The sequence below is a fragment of the Streptomyces sp. TLI_105 genome, from assembly GCF_900105415.1.
Taxonomy (GTDB): Bacteria; Actinomycetota; Actinomycetes; order Streptomycetales; family Streptomycetaceae; genus Streptomyces.
This window is the reverse complement of sequence record NZ_FNSM01000001.1, coordinates 171,022-186,686: the sequence shown is the minus strand read 5'-3', so window position 1 is coordinate 186,686 and position 15,665 is coordinate 171,022. Positions and strand designations below refer to the sequence as shown.

Sequence of the window (15,665 nt, the reverse complement as noted above, 5' to 3'; positions counted from 1 at the left end):
GGGCGGCAGCGAGACGAGAAGGAGACATCCTGTGGCATCCGGGCAGCAGGCGCGTGCACAGGCAGCCGCGATCACGCCGGGCAGGCGCTCGTCCGAGGCGGAGGGCGAGGTGGTGGCGGTCTCTCCCGCCGAGCGGGTGCGGGCGCTGTTCGGCGGGCACCGGCTGTCTCCCGCGCAGCGGCGTATCGCCCAGTTCCTGACCGATCACCTCACCGAGGCCGCGTTCTTGTCCATCACCGAGCTCGCGGAGCGCGTGGGGGTCAGCCAGCCGTCCGTGACCCGGTTCGCCTCCTCGCTGGGATTCAGCGGCTACCCCGCGCTCAGGGAGGCGCTCCAGCCCATCGCGCTCAGCGCGGTCGCCGGTGCGCCCGGCGAGGGGGAGGAGCGGCACCGCAACGAGCTCCAGTCGGCGATCGACGCCGAGATCGAGAACCTGACGTCCCTGCGGCGCGCCCTCGCCGCCCCCGACCGGATCGTCGGCATCGGCCGCGAGCTGGCCCGGTCCGTCCCCCTGACGGTCGTCGGCCTGCGCATCTCGGTCTCCCTCGCCGAGTACTTCGCGTACGCCGCGCGGCGCATCCACCCCGATGTCCGGGTGGTGACGCGGGGCGGCAGCGTCGCCTACGACGGACTGCTCCAGGCGCGCGAGGCGGGCGGCACGTGGGCGCTGGCCTTCGCGATGCCGCGGCACGCCAAGGAGACCCTCGCCGTCGTGCGTGCCGCCCGCGGTGTCGGGCTGCGCGTCGCGCTGATCACGGACCTCGCGCTCGGGCCGCTGGCCGACGAGGCCGATGAGGTGTTCACCGCGGGCACGGGCTCACGGCTCGTCTTCGACTCGTACGCGGCGCCGGGGGTGCTGTCCGCGGGCATCCTCCAGGCCATGGCGGACGCGGACCCGGAGCGTACGCAGACTCGGCTTGAGAAGTACGAGCACGCGGCGGAGCAGCACGATTTCTTCCTGGACGACTGAAACCGGCTGAAACCGATCGAGACGGATGGGCCGGGGCCGGTCTCCACACGATCGTTTGGCATGAAAATTTTCATGCTCTTGCTTACCTGGCGGTATATATATTTACTACAAGGGCCCCACGGGCCCGAACGGAACATCGAAGGCCGCCCCCTCCTCCTCAGACGGTCCCGATGTTCCTGGCGGTCCACGCCGCGTTGTCGCGGGTGCTCTGTGGCGGCTCCGATCGACCCCTGGGTCGGAGCCGCCGCACAGAGCCGAGGTGAACCTGCTCCCCGCCCCGGGGGGACGCTTCCGGCCTGGCCAACCGGGGCCCCGATCCCGCGCCCTGCCGTTCCGTGTGTCCGGGGCGGCGGCGGTGGCGTACGTGGCTCAGCGGGTGAGGGTGTCGGCTGAGGAGTCCTACGGCCGGTTCGAGTTCGACATGGGCAACCGGATCGGCCTCCACCCGGCTGTGGCCATCCCGGGTCGGCAGGCGGACGAACCGTGGCCGACGTCCGCAGGGGAGGGCGCGGAGCGGTGGTGGCGCAGGGGTCCGAGGCGAAGCCGTCTGTCGTGGCTTCGACCCGGACCCACTGGTCATGGCCGGCCGGTGAGGAGGGCCGGACCGCCTCCGCCATGACCGTGTTCCCGGCGGGATTCGTGGCTTACTGCCTGTCGACGGCGTCGGTCACACGCTGCCAGCTGTCCAGGTCTGCGATCCGTGCCTCCAGGGCAGGGCGCATGCCCGTCGCGCTGGAGGAGCCAAGGGCCAGGCGTAGCGGAGGGTTGGGGCTGTCAACCGCGGTCCGGATGCCTGCGGCGATCCGCGCCGCGGCGGAGAACGCGGACGTCGGCAGCTCTCCGATGCCCTTCTGAACCTCGCGGACGGTCTGGTCGTAGTCGTCCAGGCCGGCTGCGACATCGAGGTTGGCGAGGAAGGGGGTCGCGGTCAGGCCGGGCTGGATGATCGTGACCTTGATGCCGAGTGGTGCGACCTCGGCCGCGAGCGCGTCCGACAGCCCCTCGACCGCGTGCTTGGTGGCGGCCAGCAGACCCACGCCGGGATGGGCGGACTGTCCGTAGACGGACGAGCCCTGGAGGACGTGCCCGGACCGCTGGGCGCGGAGCACCGGCAGCGTTGCGCGGAGCACGTTGAGCACTCCGAAGACATTGGTGTCGAACACGGCACGGACCTGCGTGTCGGAGGCCTCCTCGACGGCTCCGAACAGTCCGTAACCCGCGTTGTTGGCCACGACGTCGATGCGGCCGAACCGCGCGACCGTGCCTTCCACCGCGTCCCGGACGGCTCGCTCCTCACGTACATCCGCCTGGATGAGAAGCAGGCGCTCACCGTGCGCTTGCGCCAGTTCGTCCAGGGAGGAGGTGTCGCGGGCGAGGGCCGAGACGGTGTCGCCGTTCTCCAGTGCCTGGAGCGTCAGTTCGCGGCCGATGCCGGACGTCGCGCCGGTGATCAGCCATGTGCGGGGGCGGCCGTGCTGGTTGGATGTTCTATTCATGTTGCGACCGTAAGCAGTTAGCTCGCAACGAGTCAACCTGGATCGACTGGAAGGTTGCTCTCTAGCTGGATTAGTGCCGCTCCCGCTGATGTACTGTGGGAGGATGATCGCTGCGGCAGCCGGATCCCCCAAACCCAGCCCGACCACCGTCACGCCGACGGTGGAGACCGTTCTCGCGTTCGTGAACACGCGCGCGGACGGATCGGGTCGCCGAGAGTTGTTCGGGGACGGGGACTCGTTCGCGGCGTGGCTGGCGGAGCGCGACGAGTTCGATGGCGAAACCGTGGTGACCGACGCTGACGCCGCGGTCGCGCGCGAGCTGCGTGATGCCCTGGTGACCGTGCTGCTCGCGCACTCGGGCGATGAGGAAAGTCTGGGTGAGCCGCTGCTGCGTGCCGAGCGGCACCTGCGACGTGTGGGTTCGCTCTACCCACTGGCGACGGTGGTCACGGCCGGTGGTGTGGAGCTGGCCTCACCGCAGGCGGGGGTGCCGCGCGTGTTCGGAACCGTACTGGCTGCGGTGACGACGTTTGCGCAGAGCAGCGACTGGGGGCGCATCAAGGCGTGCCGGAACCCCCCATGCCACTTCGGTTTCTTCGACCGCACCCGCAATGGGGGAGGGCTGTACTGCAGCACTGGCTGCGGCTCCCAGGTGTCCATGCGCAAACACCGCCAGCGGCAGCGCCATGGCAGTGGTGCGCCGTCCGAGGCGTGAGCCCGCCCTTCCAGCGAGGAAGGGCGGGCACCCCCCACCGGCAAGCGCAAGGACCAGAACTCTGGCCTGGCCGGCACCTACCGGGCACTCGCCGAGCACGGGAAGCGCCAGGCGTACCCCGAAGCCGTCGAAGCGGCCCACGCTGACTTTGCCCCTCCAGACCGAAGGCAACGACCGGCCACCCTGAGCTGCTTTTCACTTCGCCGGAGCTTCGGGGGGACAGGTCCTCGTCAGCCACGAGCCCGCGTCTGCCTGCCCGGCACCCCGTTCCTCGGCTCTTCCGACTGGGCCGCCTCGCTCGAAGTCCGTCACGCCGGCCGACAACAGTCCGCTGAGGGGCTGGGCCCCTTGCGACGCGGTCGGCTCGACGGGCCGACCGACCCTTGGGGTCGCGCCAGACAGACCTTCAGGACGGGGGTTCTTCGCTCCAAAGGGCAAGGGTCGAGGGCTGTGGCGGACGAGGCTTGTCCTGGTGCAGGACGGCCACGGCCTCTTCGGTGCGGCCGAGGTCGATGCCTCTTCGGTGCGGCCGAGGCCGATGAGGGAGCCGGCCAGGTCGTGACGGTTCGAGGGAGCGTGCGGGCGCAGGACGGCGACAGCCTCCTCGGTGCGCCCGGCGCCGGCGAGCCGCTCGGCAATGTGCGCCGCCGCGTACCAGGTGGCGCCCTCGGGGTGGGAGCGGGCTTGTGCGATCGCTTCGTCGACGCCGTCGCGGGCGGCGATCAGCGGCAGCCGCATCCGGTACAGGTCCCAGTCCTCCTCGCCGCCGCAGCCTCCCGGAGCTCGTCGAGCCGGCCGTACCGTGCCGGCAGCGCGGCCCAGTTGCTCACGGTGGTTGAGCGGCGTGGTGCTGCCGGTGCGCAGCAGGGGGATCGCCTCGTCGGGAAGCACGCACCCCTCCGGGCGGCGCGCGGCCCCGTCCCGCGCGACCCCGGGATCTGGCGCCGGAGTCCTGGACGTCGTCGGATATGGTCCTGATCGCCGATGGCCCGAGCGAGGAGTACCGGTATGTCTGATAGAGAGCCGCCGCTCGGCGGTGCGACGACCGCGACCGCCGACAGCGGCCCGGCGGGCGAACGGATCCACCGCATACGCCGGCGCCTGGAAAGACTCATCGGCGTCGCGGCGACCGAGGGCAACGCCGTACGTCCCCTGCGCAACGGGGACGAGATCTTCGCCGCGATGCTGGACGCGATCGGCAGTGCCCGTCACACCGTCGACATGATGACCTTCGTCTACTGGCGGGGCGACATCGCGCGGCGTTTCGCCGTGGCCCTGTCCGACCGGGCGCGTGCGGGTGTGCGGGTGAGGCTGCTGTTGGACGGCTTCGGCAGCCGTCTGATAGAGCGGGACCTGCTGGACCGGATGAGCGGGGCCGGAGTCGAGATCGCCTGGTTCCGCAAGCCTCTCTACCTCTCGCCGCTCAAGCAGAACCACCGCTGCCACCGCAAGGTCCTCGTGGTCGACGAGCAGACCGCTTTCACCGGAGGCGTCGGGATCGCCGAGGAATGGTGCGGTGACGCGCGCAATCCCAACGAGTGGCGGGACACGCACGTCGAGGTCCGAGGTCCCGCCGTGGACGGCATCGCCGCCGCCTTCGCCCAGAACTGGGCCGAATGCCATGTGGAACTCTTCGACGAGCGCGACCGGTTCGTGAGCCACCGCCCGAGCGGGAACGCCATCGTGCAGGTCGTCCGCGGCTCGGCCAGCTTCGGCTGGCAGGACATGCAGACCCTGATGCGCGTCATCCTCGAATCGGCCGAGGAACGGGTCCGTCTGGCGACCGCCTACTTCGCCCCCGACACCTACTTCATCGACCTGCTCTGCGCGACGGCCCGGCGCGGCGTGGAGGTCGAGATCCTGCTGCCCGGCCCCCACACGGACAAGCGCGTGTGCCAGCTGGCGGGACAGCACCACTACGAGGCGCTGATCACCTGCGGCGTGCGCATCCACCAGTACCAGCCGACCATGATGCACGCGAAGGTCATCACCATGGACGGCGTCGTGTCCCTGATCGGCTCCACGAACTTCAACCGCCGCTCCCTCGATCACGACGAGGAGGTCATGCTCGCCGTCATGGACGCCGAGTTCACCGCCGCCCTCGACGCGCACTACGACGAGGACCTCGAAGTCAGCGAAGCGATCCGCCCGGGCCGCTGGAAGCGGCGCTCGCTGCTGCAGCGCGCCCGGGAGACCGCGGTGCTCCCCATCCGCCGCTACCTGTAGGAGGAGGTGGTCTCGGCGTCCGCCGGCGCCTCGCCGGCTCGTTCTCCGGTCCGTGCGAGCACCGCGTTGAACTGCGCGCCGGCGAGCAGGGCCAGGTTGCCGAACCACAGCCACACGAGGAAAACGACGACCCCCGCCAGCGAACCGTAGAGGCGGCTGTAGGTCCCGAACTGCGTGTAGAGGGTGAAGAGCGCCGAAGCGCCGAGCCACAGGAAGGCCGCCAGGGCGCCGCCCGGAAACCCCCGGCGCGTGCCGCGGGCTTGGACGGGTCCGGTCCGGTAGAGGATGAGGATCAGCGCCGTGACGATCACCAGGAGCACCGGCCACCGCAGGATCGCCATGGCGCCCGTGCCCGAGTGGCCCGCGGCCGCCGCGAGCCGACGGGCCACGGGGCCGGTCGCGACGAGGCTCGCGGCGCCCGCGACGAGCAGGGCCAACAGCACTCCGGCGGTGAGGACGAGGACGTGTGCCGCACGCAGCGGCGGCCGCGTGTCGGGCAGCCGGTGCATCGCGTGCAGGGCGCGACGGAAGACCGCCAAGTAGCTGGAGGCCGACCACAGCGCGCTCAGGACACCGCTGACGAGCAGCGCCCACAGGGAGGACGGCGCCGAGGTGAGGCCCTCCAGGGCCTCTCGGAGCACCTGGGCCGACTGGGGAGGGGCGTAGGAGGTGAGGTCGCGGATCAGGCGCTCGCGGGTGTCGGTCCCGGCCAGCCCCACCAGGGAGACCGAGACGAGCAGGGCGGGCACGAGCGCCAGCACCGCGTAGTAGGTGAGGGCCGCCGCGTAGTCGGCGATGTTGTCGTCCCAGAGGCGTACGGCGGTGTTCCGCAGGTTCGAGCGGGCGCGTCTCAGCAGCTCGACGACCCGGTTTCCCGGAGTGCTCCGGTGCGTGCGGAGAGTGTTCGATGTCACGGTGCCCTCCTGCCCGGCGTCACCGCTCTCATCCTCCGTTCCCTCCGGCCACCGTCGACGGCGTTCGCTCCGCCCGGCCGAGCAACAGCCGTCTCCTCGCCCTTCGTACGCTCGACCCTCCAGCCGACGTCTCCGGGGGCCGCGCGCCGCGCCGACGGGCGACGCCGGACCACAGTGGAGGAATGAGGACCGCGGAGAGGGGCAGCCGCGATGCGGAACCCCTGTGGAATCGAACGAGGAGACTCTGATGCACAGCACCCCCGAGCCGGAGCTTCCCGACCCCGTCCCGGCGACGCGCGACGCCGTCACGCCGGACCTGCCCGCGCCGGGGCCGGACGCACCGGACGTCCGGGGCGCCGGAGGCGAGCGTCCCCGGACCGACGAAGCCGACGAGGACGGCGAGCGGCAGAAGGACACCGGCGACCAGGGCGAGGGCCGTCCAGCTGCCGGCCCGGGTACTCCGGCACCCCAGGAACAGACCGATTAGGTCGTGTCTGACGGGACACTCATGGCTGCCACCACCACAGGGGCAGCGAGGTGGAGTCGCCCCGGCCACCTGGAGAGGGTTCAATGCCCAGGTGGTGAACTGGGCGCACATGCGCGACTGCAGGTTCGACGTCGATTGGCGGACTGTGCCGGCGCGGTCGCGGAGTTCGGTGTGGTGTTGGATCGGCACCTGCGGTCGCGGCCGGCCGACTACCTCGTGTCCTTCCGTGCCCTGCTGGCCGTCGAAGAGGAGTACCACTGGGCGAACGCCCTGGAGGGCTTCGAGGACGACATCCATCACGTGGACTGTCCCCACTGTGGCATGGGGGTGACGATCGCCGTCGGCGGTTTCGGATGCTACCCGGAGGCGTGGGACGGGGGCGAGAGGATGCGACGGGACCTGCGGCCGGCGGCCGCCGAGGACCTCACCGGAACCGGCCGATGGATGCACCAGGTCGCTGTCCGCGATGGGCAGGAGGTGCTCGCCAACGGGATCGCCCCCCCTCTTCGGTGAAGCGGAATGCCCGCGCTGTGCCGGCGTCTTCAGCGTCTCGGACGAGTACACGTCCGCCGACCGGCCGGTCTTGCGGTGAATCACGACGAAGCCGCGGCGAAGTGGCGGCGCCTCAAGGGCGGAGCCACAGCCGGATCGCGGTGACGGTAACCGTGCCGTGGAAGACGGAAGCCCTCCTGTCATGGCGGGTGGCCACGGATCGAAAGCTCTTGAGCCGGTTGATCGTGCGCTCCACTTCGTCGCGACGGCGGTCGATCGACCGGTCGAATCCGGTCGGCCGACCGCCCTCACTGCCTCGGCGTCGGCGGTCGGCTCTCTGGTCCCGCCGCTCCGGAAGGGTGTGCTTGATCTGGCGCCGCCGCAGGTAAGGGCGGTTGCGGCGCGACGAACGGGCCTTGTCACCGCCGAGGCGGTCGGGCCGAGCAGGACCCGCCCGACCGGTCGTGTGGCCGCCTCGTGACAGGGACGTCGAGGGACGTGGTCGATCTGACGGACGTCGAGAGGGAGCAGCTGTGACGGTCGGACAGTGGGTGGGAGCGGCTGTGACGGTCGGACATCGGGTGGGAGCGGCTGCGGTGGTCGGACATCGGGTGGGAACGGCTGCGGTGGTCGGGCATCGGGTGGGAACGGCTGCGGCCGTGACCTCGTCCACGATTGGCTGAGGCCCCGGTCACGGTCGGAACGGCCCCGCGGGCGCATGACCCACGCCCGGCAGGTAACACGGCCTCAATGACGAACTCACACGAGGCGGGAGCCGGGCCGGGCCGGCTGCTCCTGCTGCTGCCCGTGCAGGCGGCCGTGGTCGCCGCGCTGGGACTGCTGGTGACCGGCCCCCTCGCACACCGCTGGCCGCTGTCGGCGGAGGACGGCGTCAACCGTGCCCTCGCCGCTCATCGCACCGCCTTCGCCACCGCGTTCACCGACGGGGCGTCCCTGCTGGCCGGCACGGAGAGCGTGATCGCCCTCACCCTCCTGTGCACGGCCGCCCTGCTCCTGGTGCCCCACGTGCCCCGATGGCGGGAGGCGGCGTTCCTCGCCGTGGCGGTGGCCGCGCAGTCCGCCGTCTTCCTGCTCGTCACCCTCGTCGTGAACCGCGAACGCCCCGACGTGCCCCACCTGGACCCGGCGCCGCCGACGTCCAGCTTCCCCTCCGGCCACGTCGGGGCCTCCGTCGCCCTCTTCGGGGGACTGGCCGTCCTCGCGTCCCGGCGCCTGCACGGCGCTCGGCGACACCTCGTGGTGGGGCTGCTCCTCGTGATCCCGCTGTTCGTGGCGGTCTCCCGGGCGTACCGCGGCATGCACCACACCTCCGACGTGGTGGCGGGACTGCTGAACGGCGCCTGCACGCTGGCCCTCGTGGCGGCCGCCCTCCTGCCGCGCCCCCGGGAGGAGGCGGCAACGCCCGCCCCGGGCCCGGCCGCCCCCCGCGCGCGGCGGGCCGTGGTGGTGCGCCACCCGCGCGCGTGCGGCGACGGGACCGCCGCCAGGGTACGGGCCGTGCTGTGCGACCACGGTTACACGGAGCAGCGGTGGACGGAGACGACGGCCGGGGATCCGTCCGGTGCCCTGGCCTCGTGCCTCGGCGGGACCGACACCGATCTGGTCGTCGTCTGCGGCGGGGACGGCACCGTGCGCGCCTGCGCGGACGTGGTGGCCGGGACCGGGATCTCCCTGGCGATCGTCCCCTGCGGCACCGGGAACCTCCTCGCCCGTAACCTGCGGCTGCCGACCGAGCCCGTGGCCGCCCTGCGGGAGGCCCTCCGCGGACAGGCCGTCGGGCTCGACGTGGGACGGATACGGGGCGACGGGATCGCGCCGACCCGGTTCGCGGTCATGGCGGGCGCCGGGTTCGACGCCGCCATGGTCCGGGACGCCTCGGCGCGGCTCAAGGAGAGCCTGGGCTGGGCCGCGTACGTGGTTTCGGCCGTACGGCATCTGGGGGACGCCCGGATGCGGCTGTCGATCCGGCTGGACGGGGGCGCCCCGTTGGAGCGGCGGGCCCGCATGGTCGTCATCGGCAACGTCGGGACCCTTCAGGGCGGGCTGCCGCTGCTGCCGGAGGCCCGGCCGGACAGCGGCAGGCTGGAGGTCGTCCTGCTCGACCCGCGCGGGGTGACCGGCTGGCTCGCCGCCGCCGGGTACCTCGCCTCGCGCGTACCGGGCGGACGGCGGCAGCGTGCGTCCGGCGCGGGGGAACGGACCCTCGCGCACGGCGCACTGGAGTACTTCGGCGCGACCCGGATCGACCTCCGCTTCGCCCGGCCCCAGCCGCGCGAGCTCGACGGTGACGTCTTCCCCGCGGGCACCCGGCTGACCGCGGAGGTCGAGCCGGGGGCGCTGCGGGTGTGCTTGCCGGCCCCGGCGCGGGCAGACGCTCCGGCGGGAGCAGGCATCCCGACACGGGCAGGCGCCCCGGCGGGAGCAGACGCTCCGGCGCGGGCAGACGTTCCGGCGGGCGCAGACGCTCCGACACGGGCAGGCGCTCCGGTGGGAGCAGACGTTCCGGCGCGGGCAGACGCTCCGGCGAGAGCAGACGCCCCGGCCCAGGCAGCCACCCCGACGGGGGCAGACGTCCCGGCGCGGGCCGGAGGGGAAGGAGGGGTCCATGGGCACCGCGACGCGCGTACCGCAGCGCAGTGAGGTCGAGGCCGTGGAGGCCGAACTGCGTCTGCGGGGGGACGTCCTGTCGGGCGAGGAGGCCTGGGCCGCGCTCCGCCACTACGGAGGCTGGGCCCTCGTGCGGGACTCCTTCGTACGGTTCCGCTACGCCGACGGGTTCAGCCACTCCCGGGCCCTCGCCCTGCAGACCGTCCTGGCGATCCTTCCGCTGGCCATCGCCGTCATCGGGCTGTCCGGAGTGCTGCACACCGAGGACATCGGGCGGATCGCCGAGCTGACGATCCGCCGGATCAGCGGCCCGAGCCAGGACGTGGTGGACGACGCCCTGCGGGAGAGCCGGCGGCACGCAGGGGAGGGGGGCGCGGCGGCCCTCTGGCTCGGCCTGCTGTTCTCCGTCGCGAACGTCACCACGGGCATGTGCCAGGTGGAGCGCGGCGCGAACCGCATATACGGCGTGGAGCGCGACCGGCCGTTCCTCCACAAGTACGCCCGTGGGCTGGTGATGGCGGTGCTGGCCGGGGTGCCCCTCGGACTGAGCTTCTGCGTCACCGTCCTCGGATCCGACCTGAACCGGGCCCTGATCGAGGTCTATCACCTGGAGCCGGCCACCTCCCGCGCGTGGGACGTGCTGCGCTGGCCCGTGGGGATCCTGTTGGCGGTGATCGCCACCAGTGCCGTCTTCCGCCGCTCGCCCCGGCGCGCCCAACCGGGCTACACCTGGCTCGCCTTCGGTGCCACCGTCCATCTGCTGCTGTGGCTGGGCGCGACGTGGGCATTGAGCCTGTACGTCGGCTCCGGAGGCTCCTTCACCACCGTGTACGGGCCGCTGAGCGCGTTCATGGCGCTGCTGTTGTGGTCGTACCTCACCTCGCTCGCGCTGTTCCTGGGCCTTTCCTTCGCCGCCCAGCTGGAGGCCGTACGGGCGGGGGTGGCGACACCGATCACCGAGGACCCCGGGGTCTGAGCCGACCGGCCCTCCCGACCTCTCCGACGGAAAGGAACCGTACCGACCATGACCGAGCGTTCCCCCCGGACCTGGCGGCGCCGTCTCGGACGGCTCGTGCCCGGCCACGGCGGGCCCGACACGCGGTTCGGCGCGCGATTGGTGGCGGGCGCGGCCCTCACCGCCCTGGCGGCCGTCCCGTTCTCCCTCGCCCTGGTGCTGGTGGAGTCGCACTGGGCCCCGCTGCACCGTCTCGACCAGGGCGTGGCCGAGCGGCTGCACCGTTCCGCACTCGGCAGTCCGGCCTGGGTACGGGTGCTCGACTTCCTCACGCACGTCGTGTGGGGGCCGCTGACCATGCGGCTCCTGGTGGCCGGTGCGGTGGTGTGGCTCCTGTGGCGGCGGGCGTTCCGTCTCGCCGCCTGGGCGGCCGTCACCGCGACGACCGGCGGGCTGGTGGGGCTGCTGGTCAAGAACGTGGTCGAGCGTGCCCGGCCGCACCTGCCGGATCCCGTCGCCCACGCGCCCGGCTTCTCCTTCCCCTCCGGGCACGCCATGACGGCCACCACCTCCTGTGCCGTCCTGCTGCTGGTCCTGCTCCCCCTGGTCCCGCGTGCCTGGCGGCCGCTGCCGTGGGTCCTGGCGACTGTGGCGGTGCTCGGCGTGAGCTACACGCGGGTCGCGCTCGGGGTGCACTGGGTGAGCGACGTGGTCGGGGGCTGGCTGCTGGGACTGGCGGTGGTGACCGCGACCACGCTCGCCTTCGAAGCGTGGCGCGGCGACATCGGCCGCTCCCGCACCACCCCCGCCGAGGGCCTGGAGCCCGAGATCGTGACGGACTCCCCGGAGCCGGTGGGCCGGCCCGGCTCCCGATGACACGGGGCCGGCCACCGGGCGTCCGGCCCGCCCCTGACGGCCCGCCCGCCGCACGGGCCCGCGGTCGACCGGTCCCGGGAGGCGGCGCATGGGAGTGGCGTGAGTGGAAAGCCGTCGGTCATGACACGTACGCCGAAATCAGAGCATGGTGACGACCGCGAGCCCACCACGGGCGGGCCCGCGAGCGTGGGTCCCGACGAGCAGGTCGAGGAGCGGGCTCCGGACCGACTCTCGGAGATGCCGAAGCGGTCGTGGAAGGCGGTCCTGCGCGGCACGCTGAAGGAGTTCAAGGACGACGAGCTCACCGACCGGGCCGCCGCGCTGACCTACTACGGCGTGCTGGCCCTCTTCCCGGCTCTCCTGGTGCTCGTGTCGCTGCTCGGCGTCGCGGGCGAGTCGGCGACCAAGCAGGTCCTGGACAACCTCCAGAAGCTCACACCCGGCTCGGCCCGCGACGTGATCGGCAACGCGGTCCAGCAACTCCAGGGCAACGCGGGCATCGGCTCGCTCCTGGCCGTCGTGGGTCTGGCCGTGGCGGTCTGGTCGGCCTCCGGATACGTCGCCGCGTTCATCCGCACCTCGAACGCCGTCTACGACATGCCCGAGGGCCGGCCGGTGTGGAAGGTCCTGCCGCTGCGGCTGGCACTGACCGTCACCTTGATGATCCTGGCCGTCGTCAGCGCCCTGATCGTCGTCTTCACGGGTGGCCTGGCCCGCCAGGCAGGTGCCGCCCTCGGCATCGGTGACAGCGCGCTGACGGTGTGGTCGATCGCGAAGTGGCCGGTCCTGGTCCTGCTCGTGACGATCATGATCGCGATCCTGTACTGGGCGGCTCCCAACGCGAAGGGCCGTGGTTTCAAGTGGGTCACCCCCGGCAGCTTCCTGGCGCTGGTGATCTGGATGGTCGCCTCCGCCGGCTTCGCGTTCTACGTCGCGAACTTCGGCTCGTACAACAAGACCTACGGTGCCCTCGCCGGCGTGATCATCTTCCTGGTCTGGCTGTGGATCACCAACCTGGCCATCCTCCTCGGCCTGGAGTTCGACGCCGAGATGTCCCGCCAGCGCGCGGTCGCCGGCGGGCATCCGGAGGACGAGGAGCCCTATGTGGAACCCCGGGACACCCGGAAGTGGAGCGATGAGGACCGCCGTCGTCTGGGGTGAACGGCGCGTGGGACGCCTGCGGGGGAGCGGCCGGCATTCCCGGCCGGGTGAACGTCCGCTTGCGGGGTAGGCGCGCCGTGACAGCGGAACGCACGTCTCGGCCGGACGCCACCGGTTCGGATTCGGGCCGCCGATCGGCGTGGTACCGCGGAAGTGACACGAATGGCGGCCGTGGTGCGGCCACCGCGGCACGTGACGGGCACGTACACGGAGAGGGTGAAGAGTGGATGAGCACCGTCGGACGGCACCCGGACCACACCGAGGAATCAGCGGGTGACCTCGTCTTCCGAGCGTCACAGCAGATCTCGGAACTGGTCCGTGAGGAGATACAGCTGGCCCGGGCGGAGATGACCCGGAAGGGCAGGCGCTTCGGCGTGGGCGGCGGCCTGTTCGGCGGAGCCGGCCTGGTCGGCTTCCTGGCCGCGCAGGCTCTGGTCGGCGCCCTGATCGCAGCCCTCGCCCTGCTCCTCCCGGTATGGGCTTCGGCCCTGGTCATCGCCGCCCTGCTGGCGACCGTCGCGGCGGTGATGGCCACTGCGGGGAAGAAGCAGATCGCCAAGGCCGGTGCCCCCGTGCCGGAGCAGACCATCGACAGCGTCAAGGCCGACATGGCCGAGATCAAGGAGGCAGCACACCGATGAGCACTCCCTCCAAGGGCGACAGGGAAGCCGCGCCCACTCCCGAGGAACTGCGCGAACAGGTCGAGCACACCCGTGATGAGCTCGGCATGACCGTGGAGGCGCTGGCGGCCAAGGCCGACGTCAAGGCGCAGGCCAAGGAGAAGGCGGCCGAGTTCAAGGAGCAAGCCGCCGAGAAGGCCGTCGTCGTCACCGACCGGATCCGGGACAAGACGGCGCACGCCGCCCAGCTGGTCAAGGACAAGACCCCGGACCCGGTCCTGGACAAGGCGGCCCATGCCGCGGCGCAGGTCCGCGAGACCGCGACCCGCGCCGGGCACCTCGCCGCCGAGAGGACCCCGGAGCCGGTCCGTGAAAAGGCCGGGTCCGCCGTGACCATGGCCAAGGGCAAGCGCACCCCCCTGCTCGCCGCGGCCGCCGCGTTCGTCGTCCTCCTGCTCCTGCGTCGCAGCCGGAGGCGACGGTGAAACCATCCGAGATCGCCTACAAGCCGGTCGGCCTGGCACTCGGCGCCGCGAGCGGCATGATCGCCGGCGCGGCCTTCAAGCAGGCGTGGAAGATGATCGGCCACGAGGACGACGCCCCGGACGCCACCGACGAGGGCCGCACCTGGCGGGAGATCCTTGTCTCCGCTGCCCTGCAAGGCGCGATCTTCGCGGTCGTCAAGGCGGCCGTCGACCGGGCGGGAGCCACCGGCGTCCGCCGCCTGACCGGGACCTGGCCCGACTGAACCGTCCCAGGGCGGCGCCGGACCCTCCTCGAGGGCCGGCGCCGCCGCACCTCTGCAGCCTCCAGCACGGGAGGAAGTCTTGGCCGCACACAACGGACTGCACGCCCTCGCCGCCGCCGTGCTGCTCGTCCGGCGACGGGTGATCCGCGCGGCCCGCGGCGCCCACGACGCGGGCGCCGCCGGGGCGCCCCGCACACGATCCCCGAGCGGGCCGACCAGGCCCGTGACCGGGCCCGGCGAGGCAGCCGGGGCGGCCGCCCGCCGGCCTTCGACCACGAGGCATACAAGCACCGCAACGTCGTGGAACGGTGCTTCAACCGCCTGAAGCAATGGCGCGGCATCGCCACCCACTACGACAAGATTGCCCAGTCCTACGAAGCCGCTGTCACCCCCGCGTCACTCCTGATGTGGGCCTGGCATGTGACGACAGAACCCAGGCCTGCTCGGCGAGGGGATGCCTTCACGTCTCGGCGCGGCGCAACTTACGGTTTGTGGGTCACCCAGAGCAGTTCCGCCGGCCAGCGGTGTGCCCAGTCGGGTGGGTCGGTTTCGTTGTAGCCGTTGGGTGTTCCGGGTTCGGGCCGCGGCTCGATGAGGTCGTCGATGACGAGACCCGCGCCGCGCAGGACCTTGACCCAGTCGCCGTAGGTGAGCTGATAGCTGGTCGCGCCGTCGCCTTCGGCGATGGTGTTCAGCCCGAAGTAGTCCTGCTGCAGTGTCGTGGTCACGCGGCTGGCGGCTTCGTCGTAGCAGGCTTCGAACCACGGGCTGGCGACGTTGAACACCAGGCGTCCGCCTCGGCGCAAGACGCGTGCGGCCTGCGGGACGGCCAGGTGCGGGGGTGCCCAGCTGAGCCCGCCGAAGTCGCAGAACACCAGGTCGAAGCTGTCGGCGACGAAGGGGAGTCGTTCGGCGGCGCCTTGCACCAGCGGGTAGCGGGCCGTTCCCATCGCGCGGGCCGCTGCGGCGAGTTGGGCTTCGGACAGGTCGAGCCCGACCACGGTGGCGCCCTCGGCGGCGAGCGCCCTGGACCACTGGCCGGCGCCGCAGCCGAGTTCGAGGACGCGCTTGCCGGCGACGTCGCCCAGGGCGTGCAGGTGCGCGTCGGGGATGGAGTACATGCCCCACAACCGGGGTGCGGCGCCGATTTGCGGGTCGTGCTCCTGCTGGTAGGCGCTGCTGATCTGGTTCCAGAGCCGCCGGTTGGCGGGGATGCTGTCCACGTGCCGACTCCAGCACTGTCTGCCGGGGGCGGTCAACACGATTAGGGCACTGGCCGGCCCTCGCCTCGGTCCGGCCCTGGCTCGGCCCGTGATCCGCCGGACGAGACACCCCCTAGGCTGAGGGGCGCAGAGGGGGCGGCATGGTGCGGTTGGA

Annotated in this window: 16 protein-coding genes and 1 pseudogene; 12 read left to right on the top strand and 5 right to left on the bottom strand. The window is 72.0% G+C overall.

Translation table 11 applies throughout. The features are described 5' to 3' along the window. The first annotated feature begins 31 nt into the window (after positions 1-31). Positions 32-970, top strand: a complete 939-nt coding sequence (locus BLW86_RS00940) for a MurR/RpiR family transcriptional regulator (protein ID WP_093872232.1) — start codon at positions 32-34, stop codon at positions 968-970. A gap of 644 nt (positions 971-1,614) precedes the next feature. On the opposite strand, the gene BLW86_RS00935 is transcribed toward BLW86_RS00940, so the two are convergent. Beyond that, positions 1,615-2,466, bottom strand: coding sequence for an SDR family NAD(P)-dependent oxidoreductase (locus tag BLW86_RS00935; protein WP_093872231.1), 852 nt, complete (start codon positions 2,464-2,466; stop codon positions 1,615-1,617). Positions 2,467-2,569: 103 nt separating this feature from the next. Between BLW86_RS00935 and BLW86_RS00930 the strand changes: the two genes are divergently transcribed. Further along, a complete protein-coding gene (locus BLW86_RS00930; protein WP_093878418.1) occupies positions 2,570-3,181 on the top strand; it encodes a CGNR zinc finger domain-containing protein in 612 nt (203 codons plus the stop codon). Between the two features lie 195 nt (positions 3,182-3,376). On the opposite strand, the gene BLW86_RS41785 is transcribed toward BLW86_RS00930, so the two are convergent. Next, positions 3,377-4,072 carry a hypothetical protein gene (locus BLW86_RS41785; RefSeq protein WP_177181512.1) on the bottom strand — a complete coding sequence of 232 codons (696 nt, stop codon included), beginning with the start codon at positions 4,070-4,072 and terminating at the stop codon, positions 3,377-3,379. Positions 4,073-4,189: 117 nt separating this feature from the next. Between BLW86_RS41785 and BLW86_RS00920 the strand changes: the two genes are divergently transcribed. After that, entirely contained in the window at positions 4,190-5,407 is a 1,218-nt protein-coding gene (locus BLW86_RS00920) for a phospholipase D-like domain-containing protein (RefSeq protein WP_093872230.1), read from the top strand. On the opposite strand, the gene BLW86_RS00915 is transcribed toward BLW86_RS00920, so the two are convergent. Next, positions 5,398-6,321: a YihY/virulence factor BrkB family protein gene (locus tag BLW86_RS00915; RefSeq protein ID WP_093872229.1), complete on the bottom strand. Its 924-nt coding sequence runs from the start codon at positions 6,319-6,321 to the stop codon at positions 5,398-5,400. The two genes, BLW86_RS00920 and BLW86_RS00915, sit on opposite strands and share 10 nt — an antisense overlap. Positions 6,322-6,568: 247 nt before the next feature. Between BLW86_RS00915 and BLW86_RS00910 the strand changes: the two genes are divergently transcribed. Both BLW86_RS00910 and BLW86_RS00905 read left to right on the top strand, forming a co-directional pair. Continuing rightward, positions 6,569-6,808, top strand: coding sequence for a hypothetical protein (locus tag BLW86_RS00910; protein WP_093872228.1), 240 nt, complete (start codon positions 6,569-6,571; stop codon positions 6,806-6,808). 21 nt (positions 6,809-6,829) lie between these two features. Continuing rightward, positions 6,830-7,321, top strand: coding sequence for a hypothetical protein (locus BLW86_RS00905; protein ID WP_143060195.1), 492 nt, complete (start codon positions 6,830-6,832; stop codon positions 7,319-7,321). Positions 7,322-7,433: 112 nt separating this feature from the next. Here BLW86_RS00905 and BLW86_RS00900 read toward each other — a convergent pair. Next, a pseudogene (locus BLW86_RS00900) lies at positions 7,434-7,742 on the bottom strand (IS5/IS1182 family transposase); the annotation flags it as partial. 308 nt (positions 7,743-8,050) lie between these two features. On the opposite strand from BLW86_RS00900, the gene BLW86_RS00895 reads away from it, so the two are divergent. The 7 genes from BLW86_RS00895 (at position 8,051) to BLW86_RS00865 (ending at position 14,288) form a co-directional block, all read left to right on the top strand. Beyond that, a complete protein-coding gene (locus BLW86_RS00895; protein ID WP_107466027.1) occupies positions 8,051-9,961 on the top strand; it encodes a bifunctional phosphatase PAP2/diacylglycerol kinase family protein in 1,911 nt (636 codons plus the stop codon). Further along, positions 9,927-10,904: a YihY/virulence factor BrkB family protein gene (locus BLW86_RS00890; RefSeq protein ID WP_093872226.1), complete on the top strand. Its 978-nt coding sequence runs from the start codon at positions 9,927-9,929 to the stop codon at positions 10,902-10,904. The genes BLW86_RS00895 and BLW86_RS00890 overlap by 35 nt, the downstream gene beginning before the upstream one ends. Before the next feature lie 48 nt (positions 10,905-10,952). After that, complete coding sequence (locus BLW86_RS00885) at positions 10,953-11,759, top strand: phosphatase PAP2 family protein (RefSeq protein ID WP_093872225.1); 807 nt, start codon at positions 10,953-10,955, stop codon at positions 11,757-11,759. 120 nt (positions 11,760-11,879) lie between these two features. After that, complete coding sequence (locus BLW86_RS00880) at positions 11,880-12,920, top strand: YihY/virulence factor BrkB family protein (protein WP_093872224.1); 1,041 nt, start codon at positions 11,880-11,882, stop codon at positions 12,918-12,920. Between the two features lie 227 nt (positions 12,921-13,147). Then, positions 13,148-13,561, top strand: a complete 414-nt coding sequence (locus BLW86_RS00875) for a phage holin family protein (RefSeq protein ID WP_093872223.1) — start codon at positions 13,148-13,150, stop codon at positions 13,559-13,561. After that, positions 13,558-14,025: a DUF3618 domain-containing protein gene (locus BLW86_RS00870; RefSeq protein WP_093872222.1), complete on the top strand. Its 468-nt coding sequence runs from the start codon at positions 13,558-13,560 to the stop codon at positions 14,023-14,025. The genes BLW86_RS00875 and BLW86_RS00870 overlap by 4 nt, the downstream gene beginning before the upstream one ends. Beyond that, positions 14,022-14,288 carry a DUF4235 domain-containing protein gene (locus BLW86_RS00865; protein ID WP_093872221.1) on the top strand — a complete coding sequence of 89 codons (267 nt, stop codon included), beginning with the start codon at positions 14,022-14,024 and terminating at the stop codon, positions 14,286-14,288. Before BLW86_RS00870 ends, BLW86_RS00865 begins: the two co-directional genes overlap by 4 nt. Positions 14,289-14,770: 482 nt before the next feature. Here BLW86_RS00865 and BLW86_RS00855 read toward each other — a convergent pair whose 3' ends face one another. Next, entirely contained in the window at positions 14,771-15,511 is a 741-nt protein-coding gene (locus BLW86_RS00855; RefSeq protein ID WP_093872219.1) for a class I SAM-dependent methyltransferase, read from the bottom strand. Between the last annotated feature and the right edge of the window lie 154 nt (positions 15,512-15,665).

What these genes read in the sequence shown, in the direction of transcription:
- BLW86_RS00930 (WP_093878418.1), top strand. Translation starts at nt 2,570, where the DNA reads ATGATCGCTGCGGCAGCCGGATCCCCCAAACCCAGCCCGACCACCGTC.
- BLW86_RS00885 (WP_093872225.1), top strand. Translation starts at nt 10,953, where the DNA reads ATGACCGAGCGTTCCCCCCGGACCTGGCGGCGCCGTCTCGGACGGCTC.
- BLW86_RS00870 (WP_093872222.1), top strand. Translation starts at nt 13,558, where the DNA reads ATGAGCACTCCCTCCAAGGGCGACAGGGAAGCCGCGCCCACTCCCGAG.
- BLW86_RS00905 (WP_143060195.1), top strand. Translation starts at nt 6,830, where the DNA reads ATGGCTGCCACCACCACAGGGGCAGCGAGGTGGAGTCGCCCCGGCCAC.
- BLW86_RS00910 (WP_093872228.1), top strand. Translation starts at nt 6,569, where the DNA reads ATGCACAGCACCCCCGAGCCGGAGCTTCCCGACCCCGTCCCGGCGACG.
- BLW86_RS00880 (WP_093872224.1), top strand. Translation starts at nt 11,880, where the DNA reads ATGACACGTACGCCGAAATCAGAGCATGGTGACGACCGCGAGCCCACC.
- BLW86_RS00890 (WP_093872226.1), top strand. Translation starts at nt 9,927, where the DNA reads ATGGGCACCGCGACGCGCGTACCGCAGCGCAGTGAGGTCGAGGCCGTG.
- BLW86_RS00895 (WP_107466027.1), top strand. Translation starts at nt 8,051, where the DNA reads ATGACGAACTCACACGAGGCGGGAGCCGGGCCGGGCCGGCTGCTCCTG.
- BLW86_RS00875 (WP_093872223.1), top strand. Translation starts at nt 13,148, where the DNA reads ATGAGCACCGTCGGACGGCACCCGGACCACACCGAGGAATCAGCGGGT.
- BLW86_RS00920 (WP_093872230.1), top strand. Translation starts at nt 4,190, where the DNA reads ATGTCTGATAGAGAGCCGCCGCTCGGCGGTGCGACGACCGCGACCGCC.
- BLW86_RS00935 (WP_093872231.1), bottom strand. Translation starts at nt 2,466, where the DNA reads ATGAATAGAACATCCAACCAGCACGGCCGCCCCCGCACATGGCTGATC.